This is a genomic window from Alteromonas nitratireducens, assembly GCF_040812025.1.
Classification (GTDB): Bacteria; Pseudomonadota; Gammaproteobacteria; order Enterobacterales; family Alteromonadaceae; genus Alteromonas; species Alteromonas nitratireducens.
The window spans coordinates 531780-550788 of record NZ_JBFNPK010000001.1; the positions used below are offsets into that span (position 1 = coordinate 531780).

Sequence of the window (19009 nt, forward strand, 5' to 3'; positions counted from 1 at the left end):
GAGTGGAAACTCTTTTGCTGCCCCCTTACTCTAAGGACAAACTGCAGTACAGATAAAGTAAGCGAGTTGGATGTATAACAGACTAAAAAAAGGACTTAATGCCGGGCTGATATTGCTGGCAGCGTCATTTTCAGTCGTGGCCCAGGACAGTTCATTTAACAATAAAAATGCACTTCCCGAGATTGGCGTAGTTGCCTCTGATGCGATTTCCCTGGATAAGGAAATGCTGGTTGGCGATGCGGTAATGCGTCAGATGCGCGGACAGGCACCGCTGATTGGCGATCCGGTGCTGGATGAATATCTGACCGACCTGGGCAATCGTCTGGTTGCATACGCTGAAAATGCCAAGTTCCCGTTTAGTTTCTTTTGGGTGAACAACGACGATATTAATGCGTTTGCCTTTTTTGGTGGTCACATTGGTGTACACACTGGTCTGATGCGCCGCGCTAAAAATGAAAGCGAACTGGCCTCGGTGCTGGCTCACGAAATCTCGCACGTGACCCAGCGCCATATTGCTCGCCGGATGCAGGCGCAACAACGTTCATCGCCACTGGCGCTGGCCTCACTGATAGGGGGTTTACTGATTGCTATCGCCAACCCACAGGCAGGCATGGCCGCGGTGCAGGCTGGTCAGGCTGCCTCTGCCCAAATGCAGATTGATTATACCCGCTCCAATGAGCAGGAAGCCGACCGCATCGGCATTGCCATGCTGGCCCGGGCTGGCTTTGATCCTACTGCCGCCGCCACCTTTTTCTCTACGCTGGCAGAACAGTACCGGATGGTTTCTCGCCCGCCAGCCCGTTTGCTGACCCACCCGCTGACTGAAACGCGGATCGCCGATGCCCGCACCCGTGCGGCTGATTATCCGGCACGCCGTCTGCCTCCTAGCGAAGCGTTCTATCTGGCCAGGGCCCGGGTAAAGGCGCGCTATTCGTTTGATGCTGACTATGCGGTAGAGCACTATACTGCCGCACTGAACGCCAGGGACTATGCGCTGGAAAACGCCGCTAAATATGGCCTGGGGCTGGCGCTGATGCGCACAGAAAATTATGATGCCGCACGTAAAATCATCATTGATGATTTGCTTGCAGCCGATCCGGACAATTTGTTTTACCTTGACGCGGCAACCGACATCTCACTGGCACAAAACCGTGCCGATGAAGCGATTCAGCGACTCGCGCCGCATGTAGCCCTGACACCCCGCAACGCGGTGCTGGCGCTTAACCAGTCTAACGCGCTGATCACCGCCGGACGTTTTGACCAGGCGATTGCTCTGCTTAAAGATTTCCTTTTGGTTAACGACGAGTATCAGCTTGCATATCAGTTGCTCACCGATGCCTATAAAGGATCTCGTCAGTACCTTGATATGCACCAGACACAGGCTGAGGTTTACGCGCTGTACGGCGTCTACTCACGAGCTGTTGACGAACTCCAGTATGCGTACAACTACGCGGGCGATGACCACCTGGTGAAGCAGCGGATACGCGCGCGCATTAAACAGCTTCGGGAACAGGAAGAACGCTTAAAGCGGCTCTGATTGCAGCGCAGTCAGACGCTCTCGCAGGCCCGCCGCCGTCACCTCCCCCATCAGCGTGTCGGCAACGCTGCCATCCGGACCGATGATAAACGTCGCTGGCAGATAAGGCGGGCGCTTTACCGGCAGCCGGGTCTCCGGACCTGAAATGATGATATCGGGCCCTATTGCGTATGTGCTTGCCATCGCTTTAAGTTCTTCGATCGTTTTGTGGTCATAATTAATTGCCAGTACCGTTGTGTCAGCTGGTGGATTAGCGGCAAACGCCGACAGCTCTGGCATTTCCCGCAGGCATGGCGCGCACCATTCTGCAAAATAGTTCAGCACCACCCACTGACCAGAAAAGTCACTCCAGGTATAGGATTTACCTGACACCGTACGAAAGTCAGACTGTATAAGCTGATAAACCGTAAGACCAGCCCCCGCTGACAGCACCACGGCCAGCATCATGATAAATGCTGTCATCCGGCGGCTTAACGCCTTTTTTACAGATTTCGATTGTTCCACCCGGTTCCTGCCTCTTGATAATCAACGTCAAACGCGCAATAGTCCCCCCGAATATCATCAAAGGAGCCGTAAAATGTCCAGTATTACCCTTCTTCACAATCCGCGCTGCTCAAAAAGCAGACAGGCACTGGCCTTATTACAGGAAAAAGGGATAGAGCCTGAGGTGGTGGAATACCTGAAAACCCCGTTAGATAAGAACGAACTGAAAGCCCTTTTCGCAAAGCTGGGACTGACCTCAGTAACCGAGATGATGCGTACTAAAGAAGCGGAGTTCCGGGAAGCCGGTCTGGACTCGCCCGACACCACGGATGAGGATCGCTTCGCTGCGATGGCGACATTCCCTAAACTGATGGAGCGCCCTGTCGCCATACGTGGCAATAGTGCACGCATTGGCCGACCACCGGAAAATATCCTGGAATTACTCTGATGGCCCCCGTACTTATTCTGTATTATAGCCGCCACGGTGCTACCGCACAGCTGGCAAGAGCCATTGCCAACGGGGTTGAAATGGCGGGCGCGGAAGCAATGCTGCGCACCGTGCCCTCGCTGAACAGTGACGACGATGACGCCGAACAGGGTCCACCGTATGTCACACAGGATGACTTTGCCCAGTGCAGTGCACTGGCACTAGGCAGCCCAACCCGGTTTGGTAATATGGCGGCGCCCCTCAAGCACTTCATTGACAGCACGTCTGAGAACTGGCTGAAAGGCAGCATGATTGGCAAACCTGCCTGTGTGTTTACGTCAACCAATAGTATGCACGGCGGTCAGGAGTCCACGCTGCTCTCAATGATCCTGCCACTGCTGCATCATGGTATGCTGATAACGGGTTTGCCCTACTCCGAACCCGCCCTGCACTCCACCAGAACCGGCGGCACGCCTTACGGGGTATCGCATCTCGCAATGGATGGCAGTACCAGGCTGAGCGAAGAAGAGCGTGCGTTATGCATCGCTCAGGGACAACGTCTGGCAAAGATCGCCATTGCATTACAGAAAAATAATGAATAATGAGGTTACCGTGGCAAACGACACGAAAATTTACCGTTTCCTGGCGCTTTTCAGTCACTTAGCGCTTCTGCTGTGGATTGTAATATGGCACTTTGTACTGGTTGAACATACACAATACTCTTCGTTGTTTATTTTTCTGGTCTATCTGTTACCGCTATTATTACCACTACCAGGTATTATTAAGGGTAAGCCCTACACGCATGCCTGGGCTAACTTTATCGTATTGTTTTATGTCGTACATGCACTGACCGTCGTGTACGCCGTATCACCGGAACGGACGTATGCACTGGTGGAACTCGTTCTTGCCAGTGCCATGTTCACCGGCTGTGCGGTCTATGCGCGTAAACGCGGTCGTGAACTTGGCATGGGACTGAAAAAGCTCAAAGATGTTATGCAGGAAGAGCGTGACGCTTTCGAGAAAAGGAGACCGTAATGCGTAATCTGGTTTGTGGGTCGTTATTGTGTGTTGTCATGACTGGCTGCGGCGGCGGTGGCAACGGTGGTTCCCCGTCAACACCAACAACTGACACACCACCAGACAACAACAGTTTTAGTATCACAATCTATGGCGATGAGGATGTTGTCGTCGGCGACGTGGTTGAGCTTGCCGTCACTGCCGATAATGGTGTCAGCCTTGACACCGTGTCATGGCAAAGTGAAGACCCTGCAATTGAACTGCTCGCAGCACACACCCAGGTGATTGGCTTTGATGCGACAGCGCCGGGTAACTACCCTGTCAGCGTGAGCGTCACTGACGCGAGTGGCAATACCACTGAAGCCAGTGTGACTGTGCGCGTTACTCAGGGCAGTGCGCCTTCCGTGAGAGTCAGGATTGGCCGTGAAGCCAGCGAGCTCGGGCGTGTCACGCTGTACGCCGATGTGACGGACTACGACACCGTCAGCGATATTCGCTGGGAGCAGGTGTCAGGCCCGGCTATTCTTAATCTCAGTTATGACGACGGATCCCCCTCTCACTCGGTGTATTTCCAGGCGCCGGAAGTGAATCAGGATAGCATGGTAACCATGCGGGCTACCGTCACCTTCAGCGACGGCTCAACCGCCAGCGATGACAGCATGGTCGTCGTTCGCAATATTGATTACGCCACCAATGCATTTATGGTGTCGGATCGTAATGATGACAACATTCTCGAGACCGTCAGTGCCCGCATGATGCCATACCGGGCCGACAGCCCTTACGCGAATGCCCTGGTCAACTGCACATATTCGAACACCCAGGCAAGAAGCTGCTCTTTTTCTGCGCTCCCTATGCTGGGCAGTGAAACTGAGTCACCCAGTGTAGAAGATGTGCTTAACCGTACCCTGGTATCCCATCCATGGATGGGCGATGTGTTTGCCGACTACCTGCGCAATGATCCGGCGGCAGAGGATATGCTGTCGCTGCTGCGCGCCACCACCGCCGTCGTGATTTCTTATGATATCCGCCCTTCATTTTACTGGACTGCCACAGGCGCCATTTATCTGGATGCCAATAATTTCTGGCAAACCCCGTCACAGCGCGACACCCTGGACAGAGCGCCGGATTATCGCTCGGGATTTGGCAGTGACCTGAATTACACGTCTGGCTGGCGTTACGTCAAAGACGGCGAGTACTATTTTCCACAGCCCGCCTATCCGCTTGAAGCGCGGTTAACCCGCCCCGCCAGCGGTGTCAGCGCATCACTGACCAGGCTGATGTATCACGAACTGGCCCACGCGAACGACTTTTTCGACTACACCATCTGGTCTCAGCTGCGTGATGATGAGTCTCCGCTAGGGGTGTATAACGCCTCCCAGGGCAATATTAACTCAAATGCCCTGGATGATGCCCTGCCACTGACGTCGCAGGAGCTCCATGCACTGGCCAGTGTCCGCTATCGCGGTAACGATGCCTCGCCGCTCCAGCAATCTTATGATGCGCAAATGGTGGCGGGCTGGTTTGAGGACGATACCGCCGTAAGCGATTACTCGTACCTGACAATACGCGAAGACTACGCCATGCTGGTCGAACGCTTTATGATGCTTTACCGTCTGGGCGTGTCGGCGGATGACGCCTATTTTACGCGCGAAACCGCGATACAGCGAAACTATGACATCACCTGGGGACAGCGTAACCGGATCAGTGTGCCGGATGTGACACAGCGTGCCATTTTCGCGCTGGAGAGAATACTACCCTCGCTGAATGCTGAGCAGGCGGCAGAATCATTACTGCCACCTGTTGCGTTACCGACGGGGGAGTCCTGGTTTGACACGGTATCCCTTGCAGCAGAATCTGCAGGGCAAGTCGACAGTGGCACCGTCACATCGGGGCAGCAGTTGCCGCCCATGCCATATGAACACGCCCCACTGGTATTACAAGGGATCCCGGTTCATTAGAGACCGAGTTCACGTTTAACCATGGCCACCGACAATTTCTTCTGTTCCTGCAACGACCGGGTATCCAGCCGGTCCAGCAGGGTCATCAGACTGGGTAAATCACGGTCAGCGTGGTTAAGCAGGAACTGCAGGGCCTGATCGGAAAAGCGTAGCCCCCGTTGTGCGGCTCTCGCTCTGATCACGTCCTTGCGCTGCTCGTCATTAAGCGCAGCCAGCTGATACGTCAGTCCCCACGCGAGTCTTGACCGTAAATCAGGCAGCAGGAAAGCCGGATGGCTGTGACCGAGCCGGCTGGTCCCCACAATCACAGTGAAGCGGCTTTCACTGACGCGGTTAAGCAAGTCAAATAACGCCAGCTCCCACTCTGGTTGTCCGGCAATCTCATGAATATTATCAAGACAGACCACAGGCAGGGATTCGAGCCCGTCAAACACACTGCTGGTCCACTCTGCCCATGAAGACAGATTGAGATACACATGCGGGACCTCGGCGGAAGCGAGCTCGTGACACAGTGCATAAAGCAGGTGACTTTTGCCCTTCCCTTCGTTACCCACCAGGGTCAGCATGGGAAGTTGCAGCGTTGTCAGTGAGGTCAGCGATGTACTGATTCGCCACGCTGGCATCGCACCGGCGAGGCTGCGCAGCAGTTCCAGCAATTCGGCATTATCACCGGCGACAAAACTGTCAAAGGTTTCATCTGCCGGTAAAGACACTGGCAACGGCAACTGCATGTTTACTCGTTCCAGTAAAAGTTAAAGCCGGGCAAAGGCTGACCAAAAGCGTCAGTGACTGGCGTAAGACGGGGCTCTAACCGGATAATACTCATAAAGTCGTCGGCAGAACCAATCAATGACAACGAAAACGACCCAACGGAGCCATCCTGAGCAACCAGACTGACTTTATCAACCACACTCAGGCTTTGCAGGTAATCCCGCGCCCTCGCGTAGGCGGTAAGACTGGTCATATTGGCAACCGAAATCACAACATCTGTTAGGGCCTGTGTGGCATCAGACGGCTGAATGGCATACTGCGAAGCCAGATACGTAGCATATTTACCAACCAGAGATGCAATAAGTTGCTCAGGGTCGTCTCCGTAAAGTGAACCGGAGCGCTGTGTACCATCAACAATCAACAACCAGTCCAGGGCATAGGCCCCCTTATCCGCCCGCTCTGCCAGCTGTTCAAACTCTTCGACACTGAACGGCAGCAACGCATTCGCAACTCTGGGACCGTCCTCACGGGAAGCTGTCATCGCGGGGGCTGTTGCCAACACAGTTGAAGCCTCAGGCTGCAACGTGTCCGCCATGCTGTCACCTTGCTGTGGATCAGGCTGCGACTCAGTTAACACTGATGACGTATCCTCCGGCACATAAATGACCGCGCCATCGACACCTGCGCCAAAGAAAGCGGGCTGGGTACCCTCTCCGGAGGCGTTGGCCATGCTGGTAATCAGGTCAGTCAGTGCGCGCTGAGACGGTAAATCCGGGACCGCTGTCTGATGGTTGTGATACAGGCGCGCCCCAATGATGTTATCGGTCGCGTAACGTAAAGACGCCTCTTTAAGCGATGCTGAAAAACGCCCCCAAATTTCATACAGGCTGATAGCCTGGGAATCTGTAAGGTCCATCAGCGGAAAGCTGACCGGTACACCTCTTGCCTGAGCTGCAAATTTTAAGGCGTCTGTGAGCGGGCTGGTGTCTGCATCATCGATAACCCGGCGTTGCAGATCATCGTCTTCCACCGCCATCCAGACGATGCTTTGTGGACGTCGGCTTCCCCACACCGGCAGCGCAGCATCACGCAGCAGTGACAGCAGCCTTTCTTCGTTAAACCTGGCGATCAGTGTCATGCCCCGCGCGGTGTCCTGATAACGGTAAGAGCGCAGGTAACTGTCGGCGTCACGTAACGCAGCTTTGAGTGACGGCAGCGAGAGAATGGCGGGATCGCCGGACATTTTCACCAGCGCCTGCCCCATCGCCGTGCGCAGCGCAGTTCTCTGTACTGACTGACTCTGGTCCTTCACTGCTACCCGTACTTCTGATACATCAACCTGTTGCGCGGCATGACCAGCTGCAGACACAGCCAGACCACACGCAATCACAGCCGCACGGCACAAACGGAAGCAATACAAACCCAGCACGCAATACCTCATTAGTGTTCATGAAACGCCTGTACAGGCGAAGGCAGACAGAGGTTACTCCCCGCCCGTAAAACGCTATTGTGTGATATTTAAAGGGATATTTCATCTGTTAATACCGTTTCATCCACAGACATGTTATTCACGCCACCGGGCACACTGGTCGGGCATAATGAATTTTGCGTTATTTGTGCTAACTGGTAGAATCCGCGTTCTTCCATCCTAATGCACCAGGGCGAACACGTGAGCGACAAAAACACATCCCTCAGTTATAAAGATGCAGGCGTAGATATTGATGCCGGGAACCAACTTGTAGACCGCATTAAATCAGTCACCAAACGAACCCACAGACCAGAGGTAAAAGGTAATCTTGGCGGATTTGGCGCACTGTGTGAGATTCCACAAAAATACAAGCGCCCTCTGCTGGTGTCTGGCACTGACGGTGTAGGCACAAAACTGCGCGTCGCCATGGATGCAAACCGGCACAACAGCGTCGGTATCGATCTGGTCGCAATGTGTGTCAATGATTTGATCGTACAGGGTGCAGAACCGCTGTTTTTCCTTGATTACTACGCGACCGGCAAGCTTGATGTCGATGTCGCCGCCGATGTTGTAACCGGCATTGGTGAAGGCTGTGAACAGGCCGGCTGTGCACTGATTGGTGGTGAAACTGCAGAAATGCCAGGAATGTATCACGATGGTGACTACGACATCGCCGGTTTTTGTGTTGGCGTGGTCGAGGCCGATGACGTGATTGACGGCAGTACGGTTCGTCCCGGACAGAAACTGATTGCATTGGGCTCCTCCGGGCCACATTCGAACGGCTACTCGCTGATCAGAAAAATACTTGAGGTCAGTGGCGCTGACACAGCAATGATGCTGGAAGGTAAACCACTGCTTGAACACCTGCTTGCACCAACACGCATTTACGTGAAGTCAGTGCTGGCACTGCTGGAGAAAGTTAAGGTCAGCGCCATTTCACACATTACCGGTGGTGGTTTCTGGGAAAACATTCCGCGTGTGCTCCCTGAGTCTGCGAAAGTGGTGATTGATGAATCAAGCTGGGCATGGCCAGCCGTGTTTACCTGGCTGCAGCAGGCCGGTAACGTAACCCGCCATGAAATGTACCGTACCTTTAACTGCGGTGTGGGCATGGTACTGGTAGTTGACGAGGCCGACGTTGACACGGCATTGTCTATTCTGACCTCACACGGCGAAAACGCCTGGGTTATTGGTGATCTTGCAGCCAAAGACGGCGAGGAACAGGTAGAGATTAATCAGTGAGTGACGTGAAAACACTGTGTGTCCTGATTTCAGGCAACGGCAGTAACCTGCAAAGTATCATCGACACAATCGCAGCGGGCCGCCTGAACGCCCGCATCGGCTGTGTTATCAGTAACCGGCCTGACGCGTATGGTCTGACCCGGGCACAAGAGGCCGGCATTCCTGCTCACTGCCTTGATCATACTACCTACGCATCGAGAGAAGATTATGATGTCGCCCTGGCGTCACTGATTGAACAGTATACGCCCGACTGTGTTGTACTTGCCGGATTCATGCGTATTCTGACAGAAAAGTTTGTTCACACGTTCAGCGGAAAATTAGTGAACATTCATCCCTCTTTGTTGCCCAAGTACAAAGGTCTGAATACACATCAGCGTGCGCTTGATAATGGCGACACTGAGCACGGCGTCAGCGTGCACTATGTCACCGCTGAACTTGACGGCGGCCCGGTAATCATTCAGAGCCGGGTTCCGGTGTTTGAGGACGATACAGCAGACGACCTGGCATCGCGGGTACAGGAGCAGGAATACCGGCTTTACCCACTGGTGCTGTCATGGATATGTAATGATCGATTAGTGATGAAGGACAATAAGGCGGTATTGGACAATGAAGCACTTCCTCCAACAGGTTATGCCAGTGACTAAGTCAGCAGCAGGGGTCATCGGCATCACCTCCCTGCTCTTCTGGACAACATTTTCACAGGCTGAAGAACCGAAGCTGACACCGTTTCATGCTGTCTACACGGCATTTAAATGGGGCAGCGATATTGGCAAGGCCGAGATGGAACTTAAACCACTTGCCACTGATCAGTATTCGCTGACCTACTCTTCGCATGTGTCAAAATTTTTCCTCTCTGACAAACGCTACGAGCACTCTATTTTCACGGTAGAAAACGGCGAACTCATTCCCTCAGAATACCATTACAACCGAAGTGGAACCGGACCGGACAAAGCGTTATCGATTAGCTTTAAGACTGATAACAATACACTGGTGGTGAATGACAAAGACACGATGGCATGGCAGGGCGAACTGGATAACCAGATTTATCGCATAGATCTGCCGCGTAAGCTGGCGAATGGGGTGACCAAAAGTGGCTTTGACTTTATTAACTACCGCGGCCAGCAACGTCATTATGGCGTACAGGTTATTGGTGAAGAGACCCTGTCTCTGCCATACGGCACGCTGGAAACCATTAAAGTAAAACTGCTGCGCGACTCGAATAAACGCGAAACCTTTATCTGGTTTGCACCTGAACTGGATTACAATCTGGTCAGGCTCCAACAGTTCAAAGACGGCGACGAACAGGGCGACATTCAGCTTAAGTCCTACGAGAGTCTCTGACCTTCCAACACGTCTTCTTCCTGGCCGCTGAACCCGTCAACTTTCGCGGCCAGTTCGCCTGCCTTTTTGCTGTAAAAATCTTGATCTTTCTCCCGTTCGTATATAGGTTTACAACATGCTGGTCTGACCTCAAGCCGGCGTAATACCGTGCTTTTTTTCCGGGTCAGACAGCACGCTTAACGCCACAATTGGAGATAGGAATGGCAGCATTTATCTGGTTTTTACTGGTTATTCTGGCACTGGCGGTGGCCAGTTATAAACGTACCAGTCTGACAACCGCCGTCGCAGCCGGTGCCGGGGTCCTGGTTCTGGGAACATTATTTGGTGATGTGGGCCTGCTTGGCTGGCTGGTCTACCTTGCCATTGCGATCCCCTTCACGGTTACTGACATTCGTCAGAACTACATCACTAGGAAGTTGCTCGCGTTTTACCGCAAAGTCATGCCGGAAATGTCTTCCACTGAACAGGAAGCCATTGATGCCGGTACGGTCTGGTGGGATGGCGACATTTTCACAGGCAAGCCTGACTGGGACAAACTTCACCGGATTTCCCGCAGCAGGCTAACTGCCGAGGAACAGGCGTTTCTGGACGGGCCGTGTGACGAGGTCTGTAACATGGTGGATGAATGGCAAATCAACCACAAAGACGCAGACTTATCACCGGAAATCTGGGCATTTTTGAAAAAGCACAAATTCTTCGCCATGATCATCAAAAAGCAGTACGGCGGACTGGAATTTTCTGCGTATGCTCAGTCACGGGTACTTCAGAAACTGGCCGGTAGCAGTGCCGTACTTTCAAGTACGGTCGGTGTACCAAACTCACTGGGGCCGGGTGAACTGCTTCAGCATTATGGCACGAAAGAGCAGCAGGATTATTATCTGCCACGTCTTGCTAACGGAGAAGAAATTCCCTGTTTTGCACTGACTGGCCCGGAAGCAGGCTCAGATGCCGGTGCGATTCCTGACTCCGGCGTCGTTTGCATGGGTGAATGGGAAGGCGAAGAAGTACTCGGCATGCGCCTTAACTTCGATAAACGCTATATCACACTTGCGCCAGTGGCGACCGTGGTTGGTCTGGCATTTAAAATGTACGACCCGGACGGTTTGCTGGGCGACAAGAAAGATCTCGGCATTACCTGTGCGCTGATCCCGCGCGATACCAAAGGGCTTGAGATTGGCCGCCGTCACTTCCCGCTTAACACACCGTTCCAGAACGGACCGGTACGTGGTAAAGACGTATTCGTACCGCTTGACTTTATTATTGGTGGCAAAGCCATGGCCGGTAAAGGCTGGCGAATGCTGATGGAATGCTTGTCTGTTGGCCGCTGTATTACGCTGCCATCGACCGCTGCCGGCGGCGCCAAAGCCGTAGCACTGGCAACCGGTGCCTATGCACGCATCCGTCGTCAGTTTCGTCTGCCGGTCGGTCACATGGAAGGTGTTGAGGAAATGCTGGCCCGGATCGGCGGTAACGCCTATCTGATGGACGGTGTCACCCGTTTCTCGACGGCAGGTGTCGATCTCGGTGAGAAACCGTCGGTCATATCAGCGATCAGCAAATACCACCTCACTGAAAAAATGCGCCAGGTCATCAATGACGCCATGGATGTGCATGGCGGTAAAGGCATTATGCTTGGGCCAAACAATTACCTGGGCCGCGGCTATCAGGGCGCGCCAATTTCAATTACCGTCGAAGGCGCCAATATCCTGACCCGTAATATGATGATATTCGGTCAGGGCGCCATGCGTTGTCACCCGTACGTACTCAAAGAAATTCAGGCGGCAGCCATTGATGATCGGCGTGAGAGTCTGAAAGCGTTTGATAAAGCGGTATTCGGTCATATCGGTTTCGCTGTTGCCAATACGGTCCGTAGTCTGTGGTTCTCGCTGACAGGAGGTCGCTTCCACAGCGCACCGTTCGCTGACGAAACCGCGCGGTACTATAAGCTGCTGCAGGGTTACAGCGCGAACCTTGCAATGATGACCGACATCGCAATGGGCGTACTTGGCGGCGATCTTAAGCGTCGTGAACGTTTATCTGCCCGCCTGGGTGATGTACTGAGTGGCCTGTACATGGGCAGCACAACCCTTAAACGCTTCGATGAAGATGGTCGCCTTAAAGAAGATTTGCCACTGCTGCACTGGGCCATGCTCGACACCCTGTACAACATTGAAACGGCAATCATCGACTTTATCGACAATTTCCCGAATAAAGCGGTTGCACGCTACATGAAAGCCATTGTGATCCCGTTCGGACGTCGCGTTGACAAGCCTGATGATAAACTGGAGCACACCATTGCGGTGATGCTGCAGACGCCGTCTACGGCCCGCAGTCGTCTGGGCGAGGGTCAGTACACCAAACGTGAGCGTGGCAATCTGTTTGGCGACCTCGAACAAACACTGGATGACGTACTCGCCAGTGAACCGGTGTTCGAGCGTATCTGCAAACACAAGGATGCCAAGCTGCCGTTTACCGGTCTTGATAAACTGGCAGACGACGCTCTGGCAGAAGGCATTATCAATGAGGATGAGGCCGCGTTGCTCAAGCGCACTGAAAAAGGTCGCCTGCAAACCATCAATGTAGACGACTTTGATCATGACGAACTGGTTATCAAACCGGCAAGCAAACGCAAAGGCAAAGCGGCGTAACGTTCAGGCATTTCGCTAACCTGAGGCTGCCCGTGGGCAGCCTTTTTTTTACGTTGTGATACGTGCTAAGGTGACGGTATTGTTGTCGCGCACGAATGGAAACGCGCGGAATAAAAGGATGTTGTATGTTTGGTTATCGTTGTATTACCGCCCTGCCGCTGCGTCGTATCGGTCGTTTTTCTGTTCTGCCGGGTGTACTTGCCGCCCTGTTTTCTTTTAACACTTACGCCGATCCCTCAACATCTACACGCTGGCAATACTGTGGCAATAATGCCGAAGCGCGGGAACTGGCGAAACTCATCATCACCGATTTACAACAGCAGCGCGCACAAATTCACTGTCACCCCGTGCTGACGCGGGCGGCTGCTGAGAAGGCCGTTGTCATGGCGAAGCATGAACTGGTTGCGCATTTTTTGGGTGGCAGTCCCAACAGTCGCCTGCGCGAGGCTGGCCTGTCGCTGCCCGATTATTATGGCTCCGCAATGAGTAATCAGGTTGAAGCTATCGCGGGTGGGTATAAAAGTGCCGGGCAGGTTTGGAACGCGTTTAAGAAATCACATGATCACCGCCAGCACCTGCTGGGCGAAATTGATTTTTACCGTGAGCAAAATCAACTGGGCATTGGCTTTTATAAGGATCCGGCATCGCCTTATGTTGAACACTGGGTGGTGTACTTAACCAAGCTCAAAAAAGACAGCGACCATACGAACTTCGACACCATCCCAGATAAGGGCCTGGGTGTGATGACGCCACGCTCAGAGGTTAAAGACAGCGCGAGTGATAACCTGGAACAGGAACGACAACAACAATGATGTTACAGTTTGCGCGTTGACGCACTGCGCTGCTGTCGTAACCGCGTTTTTCCGGCGTCGGATAAAAACGCCTGATCGAGGCTATTAGTCTGGCACTGTCGCAGTTGCCGGGGCGTTAATCCGCATACCGTATGGGCAACCGTAAATTCAGATTTCAGCGTAATGGCAGAGATCCCCGGATCATCCGTATTGAGTGTAACCGGCATACCAGCTGATAAAAATGAAGTAATCGGGTGGTTCGTCGTGTCAGTAAACGCGCCGGTCTGATAGTTTGAGGTGAGACAGGTTTCTATTCCTATCTGCCTCTGCGCAATTTGCTCCATCAGCGCCGGATCCTGTATTGCCGCCACACCATGCCCTATCCGGTTTGCACCAAGCACATTGATCGCCTGCCAGATACTGGCCGGGCCATCAGCTTCCCCGGCATGCACGGTCACACCAAGACCAGCATCACGTACACGTCTGAAATGGGTAATAAATAAATCGCCGGGAAAACCGGCCTCGTCACCGGCCAGGTCAATTGCGACCAGCGCATCGCGACGACGAAGCAGCGCATCGAGCTCCTCGTTACACCGCGCAGGTCCGTATGTCCGGCTAAGAATGCCTATAAGATTAACGTCAACCGGATAGGCTTTAGTTCCCGCACTAACACCATCAATCACGGCATCAATGACATCATCGAGTGACAATGAAAATGCCGAGGCCATAAATACCGGAGAAAAACGCAGTTCACAGTAATCCAGGCCTTCACGGTACGCGTCCTCCACATTTTCAAATCCAATGCGCCGACAGGCATCTGCGTCGGCCAGCACGGACATGCCGTGTTCGAGTTTGCCGATAAATGCCAGGAGATCTGACGTTTTATCCTGAATTTGAACACGGTGTGCAACCTCATTAACGGTTGAGCCTTTTAAAGGCAGATCATGCTGTACAGCGAGGTCAAAGATGGTGGCCGGACGAACATTGCCGTCCAGGTGCCGGTGCAAATCAATAAGGGGGAGTTCCGGGTCAACCATGTACGCGGATCAGCTCAGTTGGAGCTTATCCATCAGCAAGACTGCCTGCGTTCGGGTATTAATTTCCAGTTTGCGTAATATTGCACTGATGTGCGCTTTTATTGTCGCTTCGGTAACATTCATCTCGTAGGCGATCTGTTTGTTCATCAGGCCCGAACGAAGGTAAGACAGAACCTGTATCTGCTTAGGGGTGAGTTCGCGGAAACGGGCCAGCAGGTCTTTAAACTCATCATCAACCTTATCAAGCGCCTCGGCAAGCGTATCAGGCAACCAGTTCCCGCCGTTTTTGATATTGGTAATCGCTTCTGCTAACGCCTTGGTTGGCGTCGATTTGGGAATAAAACCTTTCGCCCCAAGACTCATCACCTGCGCCACGACCTCGACTTTTTCTGTGCCCGACACCACTGCGATGGGTAATTCAGGAAACTGCTCCCTTAGCGTAATAAGCCCGTTGAAATATTCGCCACCCGGCATATTGAGGTCAAGCAGAATAAGGCTGACATCCTGATTGTCCTGAAGTTGTGTCAGTACGTCGTCGAGGCTGCCGGCCTCAACGATGGCGGTATTTTCAAAGTACGGCATCAGCGCGCCTTTCAGCGCTTCTCTGAATAAAGGATGATCGTCCGCGACCAGGATTTTTGTCATATGTACTAATTTTGTCCTATTCCATTATTTCCACCTAGAGTAATACTTTAGACTAAGATCGAAAAGGCAAAATTTCGAGTTCCTGCGCTTAACTGGTGATTCCGTCAGGAAAAGTTGGCATTTCGCACAGGAAAGGTAAAATTGCGACCGTTTTTATTCAATCGGGCAGATTTGTGACTAAGTCAGACAACATTTTCGCAACGCCGCTGAGGCGCGTGGAAGATTTCTCCTTTGATGAGGCCGTGGCCGATGTCTTTCCGGATATGATCCAGCGTTCGGTACCGGGCTATCAGACCATCATTCATACCATCGGCGAGCTGGCTAAACGTCATGTGACGCCGCATTCACGCGTTTATGATCTGGGCTGCTCACTGGGTGCGGCAAGTTTGTCAGTGGCGCGCGCGACCACGGATATTCCTTGTGAGATCCTGGGTGTTGACAGTTCACAGGCCATGATTTCCCGCTGTGAACGCATTATTAACAGTTACAGCCTGCCAAATCCGGTGTCGCTGACCTGTGGGCTTGCGCAGGACGTAAAGGTCACTAATGCGTCAATGGTGATTATGAACTTTACCCTGCAGTTCATTCCACCAGCAGATCGCCCTGCTCTGCTGAAAACGCTGTATGACGGTCTGAATGACGGTGGCATCCTGGTGCTGTCTGAAAAAATCCGTCACCCTTCCGTTGCAGGCAATGAGCTGTTGATTGACCTTCATCATCAGTTTAAACGCGATAATGGCTATAGCGAGCTGGAAATCAGCCAGAAACGTGCCGCACTGGAGAATGTGATGCTTACCGACACCTTTGCAGAGCACGAGACCCGCCTTCGCGAGGCGGGCTTTGCGGACGTGGTAATGTGGTATAAGTGCTACAATTTCACCTCCATGGTGGCCATTAAACACAGCACAAAACAGGATTAACACGATGTCACAAATACACGAACAGTGGTTTTCTTCCTGTTACCAGCATCTGCTGACCACGCCACTTGCCCACTGGCTCGAGACGCTGCCCGCGCAGGTGACTGACTGGTATCGCTCGGCCCGGCATGGTGAATTTGACAAGTGGGTCAAGCTGGTGGCTAAGCTGCCAGAGACCACACCCAGCGTCATTGAACTGAAAGACAGAGTCGCGTTTGGCAGCAGTGAAGACATCGACCTGTACACACAAAACCAGATTATCGGGCTCATGAAACGATTTATGCCGTGGCGCAAAGGGCCGTTTTATATCCATGACATCCACATTGATACCGAATGGCGTTCAGACTGGAAATGGGACCGTGTAAAACCGCATATCAGCCCGTTACATGACCGTCATGTGCTGGACGTTGGCTGTGGCAGTGGCTATCACATGTGGCGTATGCTTGGCGAACAGCCTGCCAGTGTCATCGGGATCGATCCCACTGCGCTGTTCCTGATCCAGTTTCAGGCAGTAAAAACGTTCAATCCGGATCCCCGTATTCACCTGCTGCCACTGGGTATTGAGCAAATGCAGCCACTGCATGCCTTTGATACTGTATTTTCGATGGGTGTTCTTTATCACCGTCGGGATCCCATTGAATTTCTTTTTCAGCTTAAAAACCAGTGCCGGAAAGGCGGTGAACTGGTTCTGGAAACGCTGGTCGTCGATGGCGACGAAACCACTGTCTTCATGCCCGGCGAGCGTTATGCGCAAATGCGTAATGTCTGGTATATCCCAAGTACAAAGGCACTTACTGTGTGGCTCGAAAGAGTTGGTTTTACCGATATTGCTGTGGTTGACGTGAGCCATACCAGCACCGAAGAGCAGCGCGCTACCGACTGGATGACCAGTCAGTCTTTGCGCGACTTTCTTGATCCTGACGATCCGACACGCACCATAGAAGGTTATCCTGCACCACAACGTGCCGTACTGACCGCGACCAGAAAATAACCCCGTTCACCACTATACTGGTGGTGAGATTGGCACAGTTGTTGAAGCTATCTCTTTTCAAAACCCGTTATTCTCAGGCGTTGAAAAAAGAGGTGACATGGATATACCTGCGTTTCTGGCAACACACCGTCTGCCTGCCACCTATGCGGCAATTGCACAACATTGGTTCATCCCTGTCGCAGAGTCGATAGTCAGGCACCAAGATAGTGCAAAACGGCCGTTCGTGGTTGGCATCAATGGCTGCCAGGGATCGGGAAAATCGACCCTGGCCGCATTTCTTGCTGCCTACCTGAGTGAGCACCATGGTCTTAGCGCAGTGACCGTGTCGCTTGACGATTTCTATTTAGCACAGACCGAACGCAACGCTCTGGCAGTCAAGGTCCATCCATTGCTGGCTACGCGCGGCGTGCCCGGCACGCACAATATCAGTCTGGCTACCTCAACGTTCGACCGGCTTGGCCAGTATGGTACGACATCACTGCCCCGGTTTAATAAAGCCATTGACGATCCCTACCCGGTTACACAATGGCCGGTGGTGAATACCCCCTGTGACATTGTGTTATTTGAGGGCTGGTGTGTTGGCGCGCCAGCCCAGTCTGATGCAGCCCTTAAGACACCGGTCAATGCACTTGAGCGCGATGAGGATCCGCTTGGCATCTGGCGTCGTTTCGTTAATACACAATTAGCGACAACCTATCAGTCCTGGTTTGCCCGTATTGACTATCTGCTGATGCTCAAAGCGCCTTCCTTCCGGCAGGTACGAACCTGGCGTGAGGAGCAGGAGCATAAACTGATTGCATCGCTGAAGGAACGTGGTGAGTCACTGAGTAAAACCATGTCAGATGATGCCATTGCGCGTTTTGTGCAGTTTTACCAACGCCTCACAGAGCATTGTCTGACGGAGCTTCCATCACAATGCCAGCAGGTGTTGTATCTTGATGATAAGCGCTACGTCTGCGACCGGGAAGAGAGGTAATCATGCAGACCCTGATCTTTACTGACATGGACGGTACCCTTCTTGACCACCATACGTATTCGTTTGACGCCGCCAAACCTGCACTGCGTGCCCTCGCGCAACGCCATATTCCGGTGATCCCGACAACCAGTAAAACCTTTGCCGAGGTACTGGCGCTGCGCGAGTCCATTGGCCTGGATGGTCCCTTTATCGTTGAAAATGGTGCCGCCATTTATATTCCGCATGGTTTTTTCGAGCGTAAGCCATCCGGCACCGTGTGGCAGGACGGCTTCTGGTGCAAAGCGTTTATCTCACCAAAAACCTACTGGCTGAAACTACTCGACGCAGTGAAACCCGATTTTGAGGGAGAGTTCCGCCATTTTTCAGCAATGACCATCGCACAAATCCAGGAGGCGACCGGTCTGGATGAAGCCTCCGCCACGCTGGCAGCCCAACGTCAGTTTGGTGAGCCTGTGCAATGGCTCGGCACACCTGAACGAAAAAGGTTGTTCATGAATGCGCTTCGCGAGCGGCGCGCCACTTTGCTGGAAGGGGGCCGGTTCATCCATGTATCCGGTGACAGCAATAAAGGAGTAGCACTGAACTGGCTTATGCAGGAATTTGAACGCCAGTACGACATGCCGGCGCAGTCGGTTGCTCTGGGTGATGGTAATAATGATATTGCCATGCTTGAAGCGGCAACCATCGCAGTACGTATTCTCTCCCCGTCACATGCCCCACCTGAATTAGAAAAACAAGAACAGGTTTACACCAGTACCCTGCCAGGCCCGATGGGCTGGAACGAAATGTTAACTGAATTGCTATCGTTAGATACCTAGGA

19 protein-coding genes are annotated in these 19009 nt (G+C 52.9%); 14 read left to right on the forward strand and 5 right to left on the reverse strand.

Features of this window, described 5'->3' with window-relative positions:
• The first annotated feature begins 70 nt into the window (after nt 1-70).
• The gene (gene bepA / locus AB1N33_RS02390) at nt 71-1537 is read left to right on the forward strand and encodes a beta-barrel assembly-enhancing protease (protein WP_411269920.1); all 1467 of its coding nucleotides are present in this window, start codon (nt 71-73) and stop codon (nt 1535-1537) included.
• Here the strand turns inward: bepA and AB1N33_RS02395 are convergent.
• A complete protein-coding gene (locus AB1N33_RS02395; protein WP_411269921.1) occupies nt 1523-1999 on the reverse strand; it encodes a TlpA family protein disulfide reductase in 477 nt (158 codons plus the stop codon). The genes bepA and AB1N33_RS02395 overlap by 15 nt on opposite strands.
• A gap of 115 nt (nt 2000-2114) precedes the next feature.
• Here AB1N33_RS02395 and arsC point away from each other — a divergent pair, with 115 nt between their 5' ends.
• Genes arsC through AB1N33_RS02415 form a run of 4 tightly spaced genes read left to right on the forward strand, consistent with a single transcriptional unit; the run spans nt 2115 to nt 5422 of the window.
• Nucleotides 2115-2468, forward strand: a complete 354-nt coding sequence (gene arsC, locus AB1N33_RS02400) for an arsenate reductase (glutaredoxin) (protein ID WP_411269922.1) — start codon at nt 2115-2117, stop codon at nt 2466-2468.
• The gene (gene wrbA, locus AB1N33_RS02405) at nt 2468-3049 is read left to right on the forward strand and encodes an NAD(P)H:quinone oxidoreductase (protein ID WP_411269923.1); all 582 of its coding nucleotides are present in this window, start codon (nt 2468-2470) and stop codon (nt 3047-3049) included. The genes arsC and wrbA overlap by 1 nt, the downstream gene beginning before the upstream one ends.
• Nucleotides 3050-3059: 10 nt before the next feature.
• Complete coding sequence (locus AB1N33_RS02410; RefSeq protein WP_411269982.1) at nt 3060-3482, forward strand: DUF2069 domain-containing protein; 423 nt, start codon at nt 3060-3062, stop codon at nt 3480-3482.
• Nucleotides 3482-5422 carry a hypothetical protein gene (locus AB1N33_RS02415; protein WP_411269924.1) on the forward strand — a complete coding sequence of 647 codons (1941 nt, stop codon included), beginning with the start codon at nt 3482-3484 and terminating at the stop codon, nt 5420-5422. Before AB1N33_RS02410 ends, AB1N33_RS02415 begins: the two co-directional genes overlap by 1 nt.
• On the opposite strand, the gene hda is transcribed toward AB1N33_RS02415, so the two are convergent.
• Both hda and AB1N33_RS02425 read right to left on the reverse strand, forming a co-directional pair.
• Complete coding sequence (hda, locus tag AB1N33_RS02420; protein ID WP_411269925.1) at nt 5419-6153, reverse strand: DnaA regulatory inactivator Hda; 735 nt, start codon at nt 6151-6153, stop codon at nt 5419-5421. The genes AB1N33_RS02415 and hda overlap by 4 nt on opposite strands.
• A gap of 2 nt (nt 6154-6155) precedes the next feature.
• Nucleotides 6156-7562 (reverse strand): DUF2066 domain-containing protein, encoded by a 1407-nt coding sequence (locus AB1N33_RS02425; RefSeq protein WP_411269926.1) that lies wholly within the window; start codon nt 7560-7562, stop codon nt 6156-6158.
• Nucleotides 7563-7802: 240 nt separating this feature from the next.
• Between AB1N33_RS02425 and purM the strand changes: the two genes are divergently transcribed.
• The 5 genes from purM (at nt 7803) to AB1N33_RS02450 (ending at nt 13644) form a co-directional block, all read left to right on the forward strand.
• The gene (purM, locus tag AB1N33_RS02430) at nt 7803-8843 is read left to right on the forward strand and encodes a phosphoribosylformylglycinamidine cyclo-ligase (RefSeq protein ID WP_411269927.1); all 1041 of its coding nucleotides are present in this window, start codon (nt 7803-7805) and stop codon (nt 8841-8843) included.
• Nucleotides 8840-9487 (forward strand): phosphoribosylglycinamide formyltransferase, encoded by a 648-nt coding sequence (gene purN / locus AB1N33_RS02435; RefSeq protein ID WP_411269928.1) that lies wholly within the window; start codon nt 8840-8842, stop codon nt 9485-9487. Before purM ends, purN begins: the two co-directional genes overlap by 4 nt.
• Entirely contained in the window at nt 9474-10184 is a 711-nt protein-coding gene (locus AB1N33_RS02440; RefSeq protein ID WP_411269983.1) for a DUF3108 domain-containing protein, read from the forward strand. The genes purN and AB1N33_RS02440 overlap by 14 nt, the downstream gene beginning before the upstream one ends.
• Before the next feature lie 200 nt (nt 10185-10384).
• Nucleotides 10385-12832 carry an acyl-CoA dehydrogenase FadE gene (gene fadE, locus AB1N33_RS02445; RefSeq protein ID WP_411269929.1) on the forward strand — a complete coding sequence of 816 codons (2448 nt, stop codon included), beginning with the start codon at nt 10385-10387 and terminating at the stop codon, nt 12830-12832.
• Nucleotides 12833-12957: 125 nt separating this feature from the next.
• Nucleotides 12958-13644, forward strand: coding sequence for a CAP domain-containing protein (locus tag AB1N33_RS02450; protein WP_411269930.1), 687 nt, complete (start codon nt 12958-12960; stop codon nt 13642-13644).
• A gap of 2 nt (nt 13645-13646) precedes the next feature.
• Here AB1N33_RS02450 and add read toward each other — a convergent pair whose 3' ends face one another.
• Entirely contained in the window at nt 13647-14660 is a 1014-nt protein-coding gene (add, locus tag AB1N33_RS02455; protein WP_411269931.1) for an adenosine deaminase, read from the reverse strand.
• A gap of 9 nt (nt 14661-14669) precedes the next feature.
• Entirely contained in the window at nt 14670-15305 is a 636-nt protein-coding gene (locus AB1N33_RS02460; protein WP_411269932.1) for a response regulator transcription factor, read from the reverse strand.
• A 173-nt stretch (nt 15306-15478) separates the two neighbouring features.
• Between AB1N33_RS02460 and cmoA the strand changes: the two genes are divergently transcribed.
• The 4 genes from cmoA to AB1N33_RS02480 all read left to right on the forward strand — a co-directional run bounded on the left by cmoA (nt 15479) and on the right by AB1N33_RS02480 (nt 19007).
• Nucleotides 15479-16225 carry a carboxy-S-adenosyl-L-methionine synthase CmoA gene (gene cmoA, locus AB1N33_RS02465; protein WP_411269933.1) on the forward strand — a complete coding sequence of 249 codons (747 nt, stop codon included), beginning with the start codon at nt 15479-15481 and terminating at the stop codon, nt 16223-16225.
• A 13-nt stretch (nt 16226-16238) separates the two neighbouring features.
• Nucleotides 16239-17213 (forward strand): tRNA 5-methoxyuridine(34)/uridine 5-oxyacetic acid(34) synthase CmoB, encoded by a 975-nt coding sequence (cmoB, locus tag AB1N33_RS02470; RefSeq protein WP_411269984.1) that lies wholly within the window; start codon nt 16239-16241, stop codon nt 17211-17213.
• A 97-nt stretch (nt 17214-17310) separates the two neighbouring features.
• Nucleotides 17311-18189, forward strand: a complete 879-nt coding sequence (locus AB1N33_RS02475; RefSeq protein WP_411269934.1) for a P-loop NTPase fold protein — start codon at nt 17311-17313, stop codon at nt 18187-18189.
• Nucleotides 18189-19007 (forward strand): HAD-IIB family hydrolase, encoded by an 819-nt coding sequence (locus AB1N33_RS02480; protein WP_411269985.1) that lies wholly within the window; start codon nt 18189-18191, stop codon nt 19005-19007. Before AB1N33_RS02475 ends, AB1N33_RS02480 begins: the two co-directional genes overlap by 1 nt.
• Nucleotides 19008-19009 lie beyond the last annotated feature (2 nt).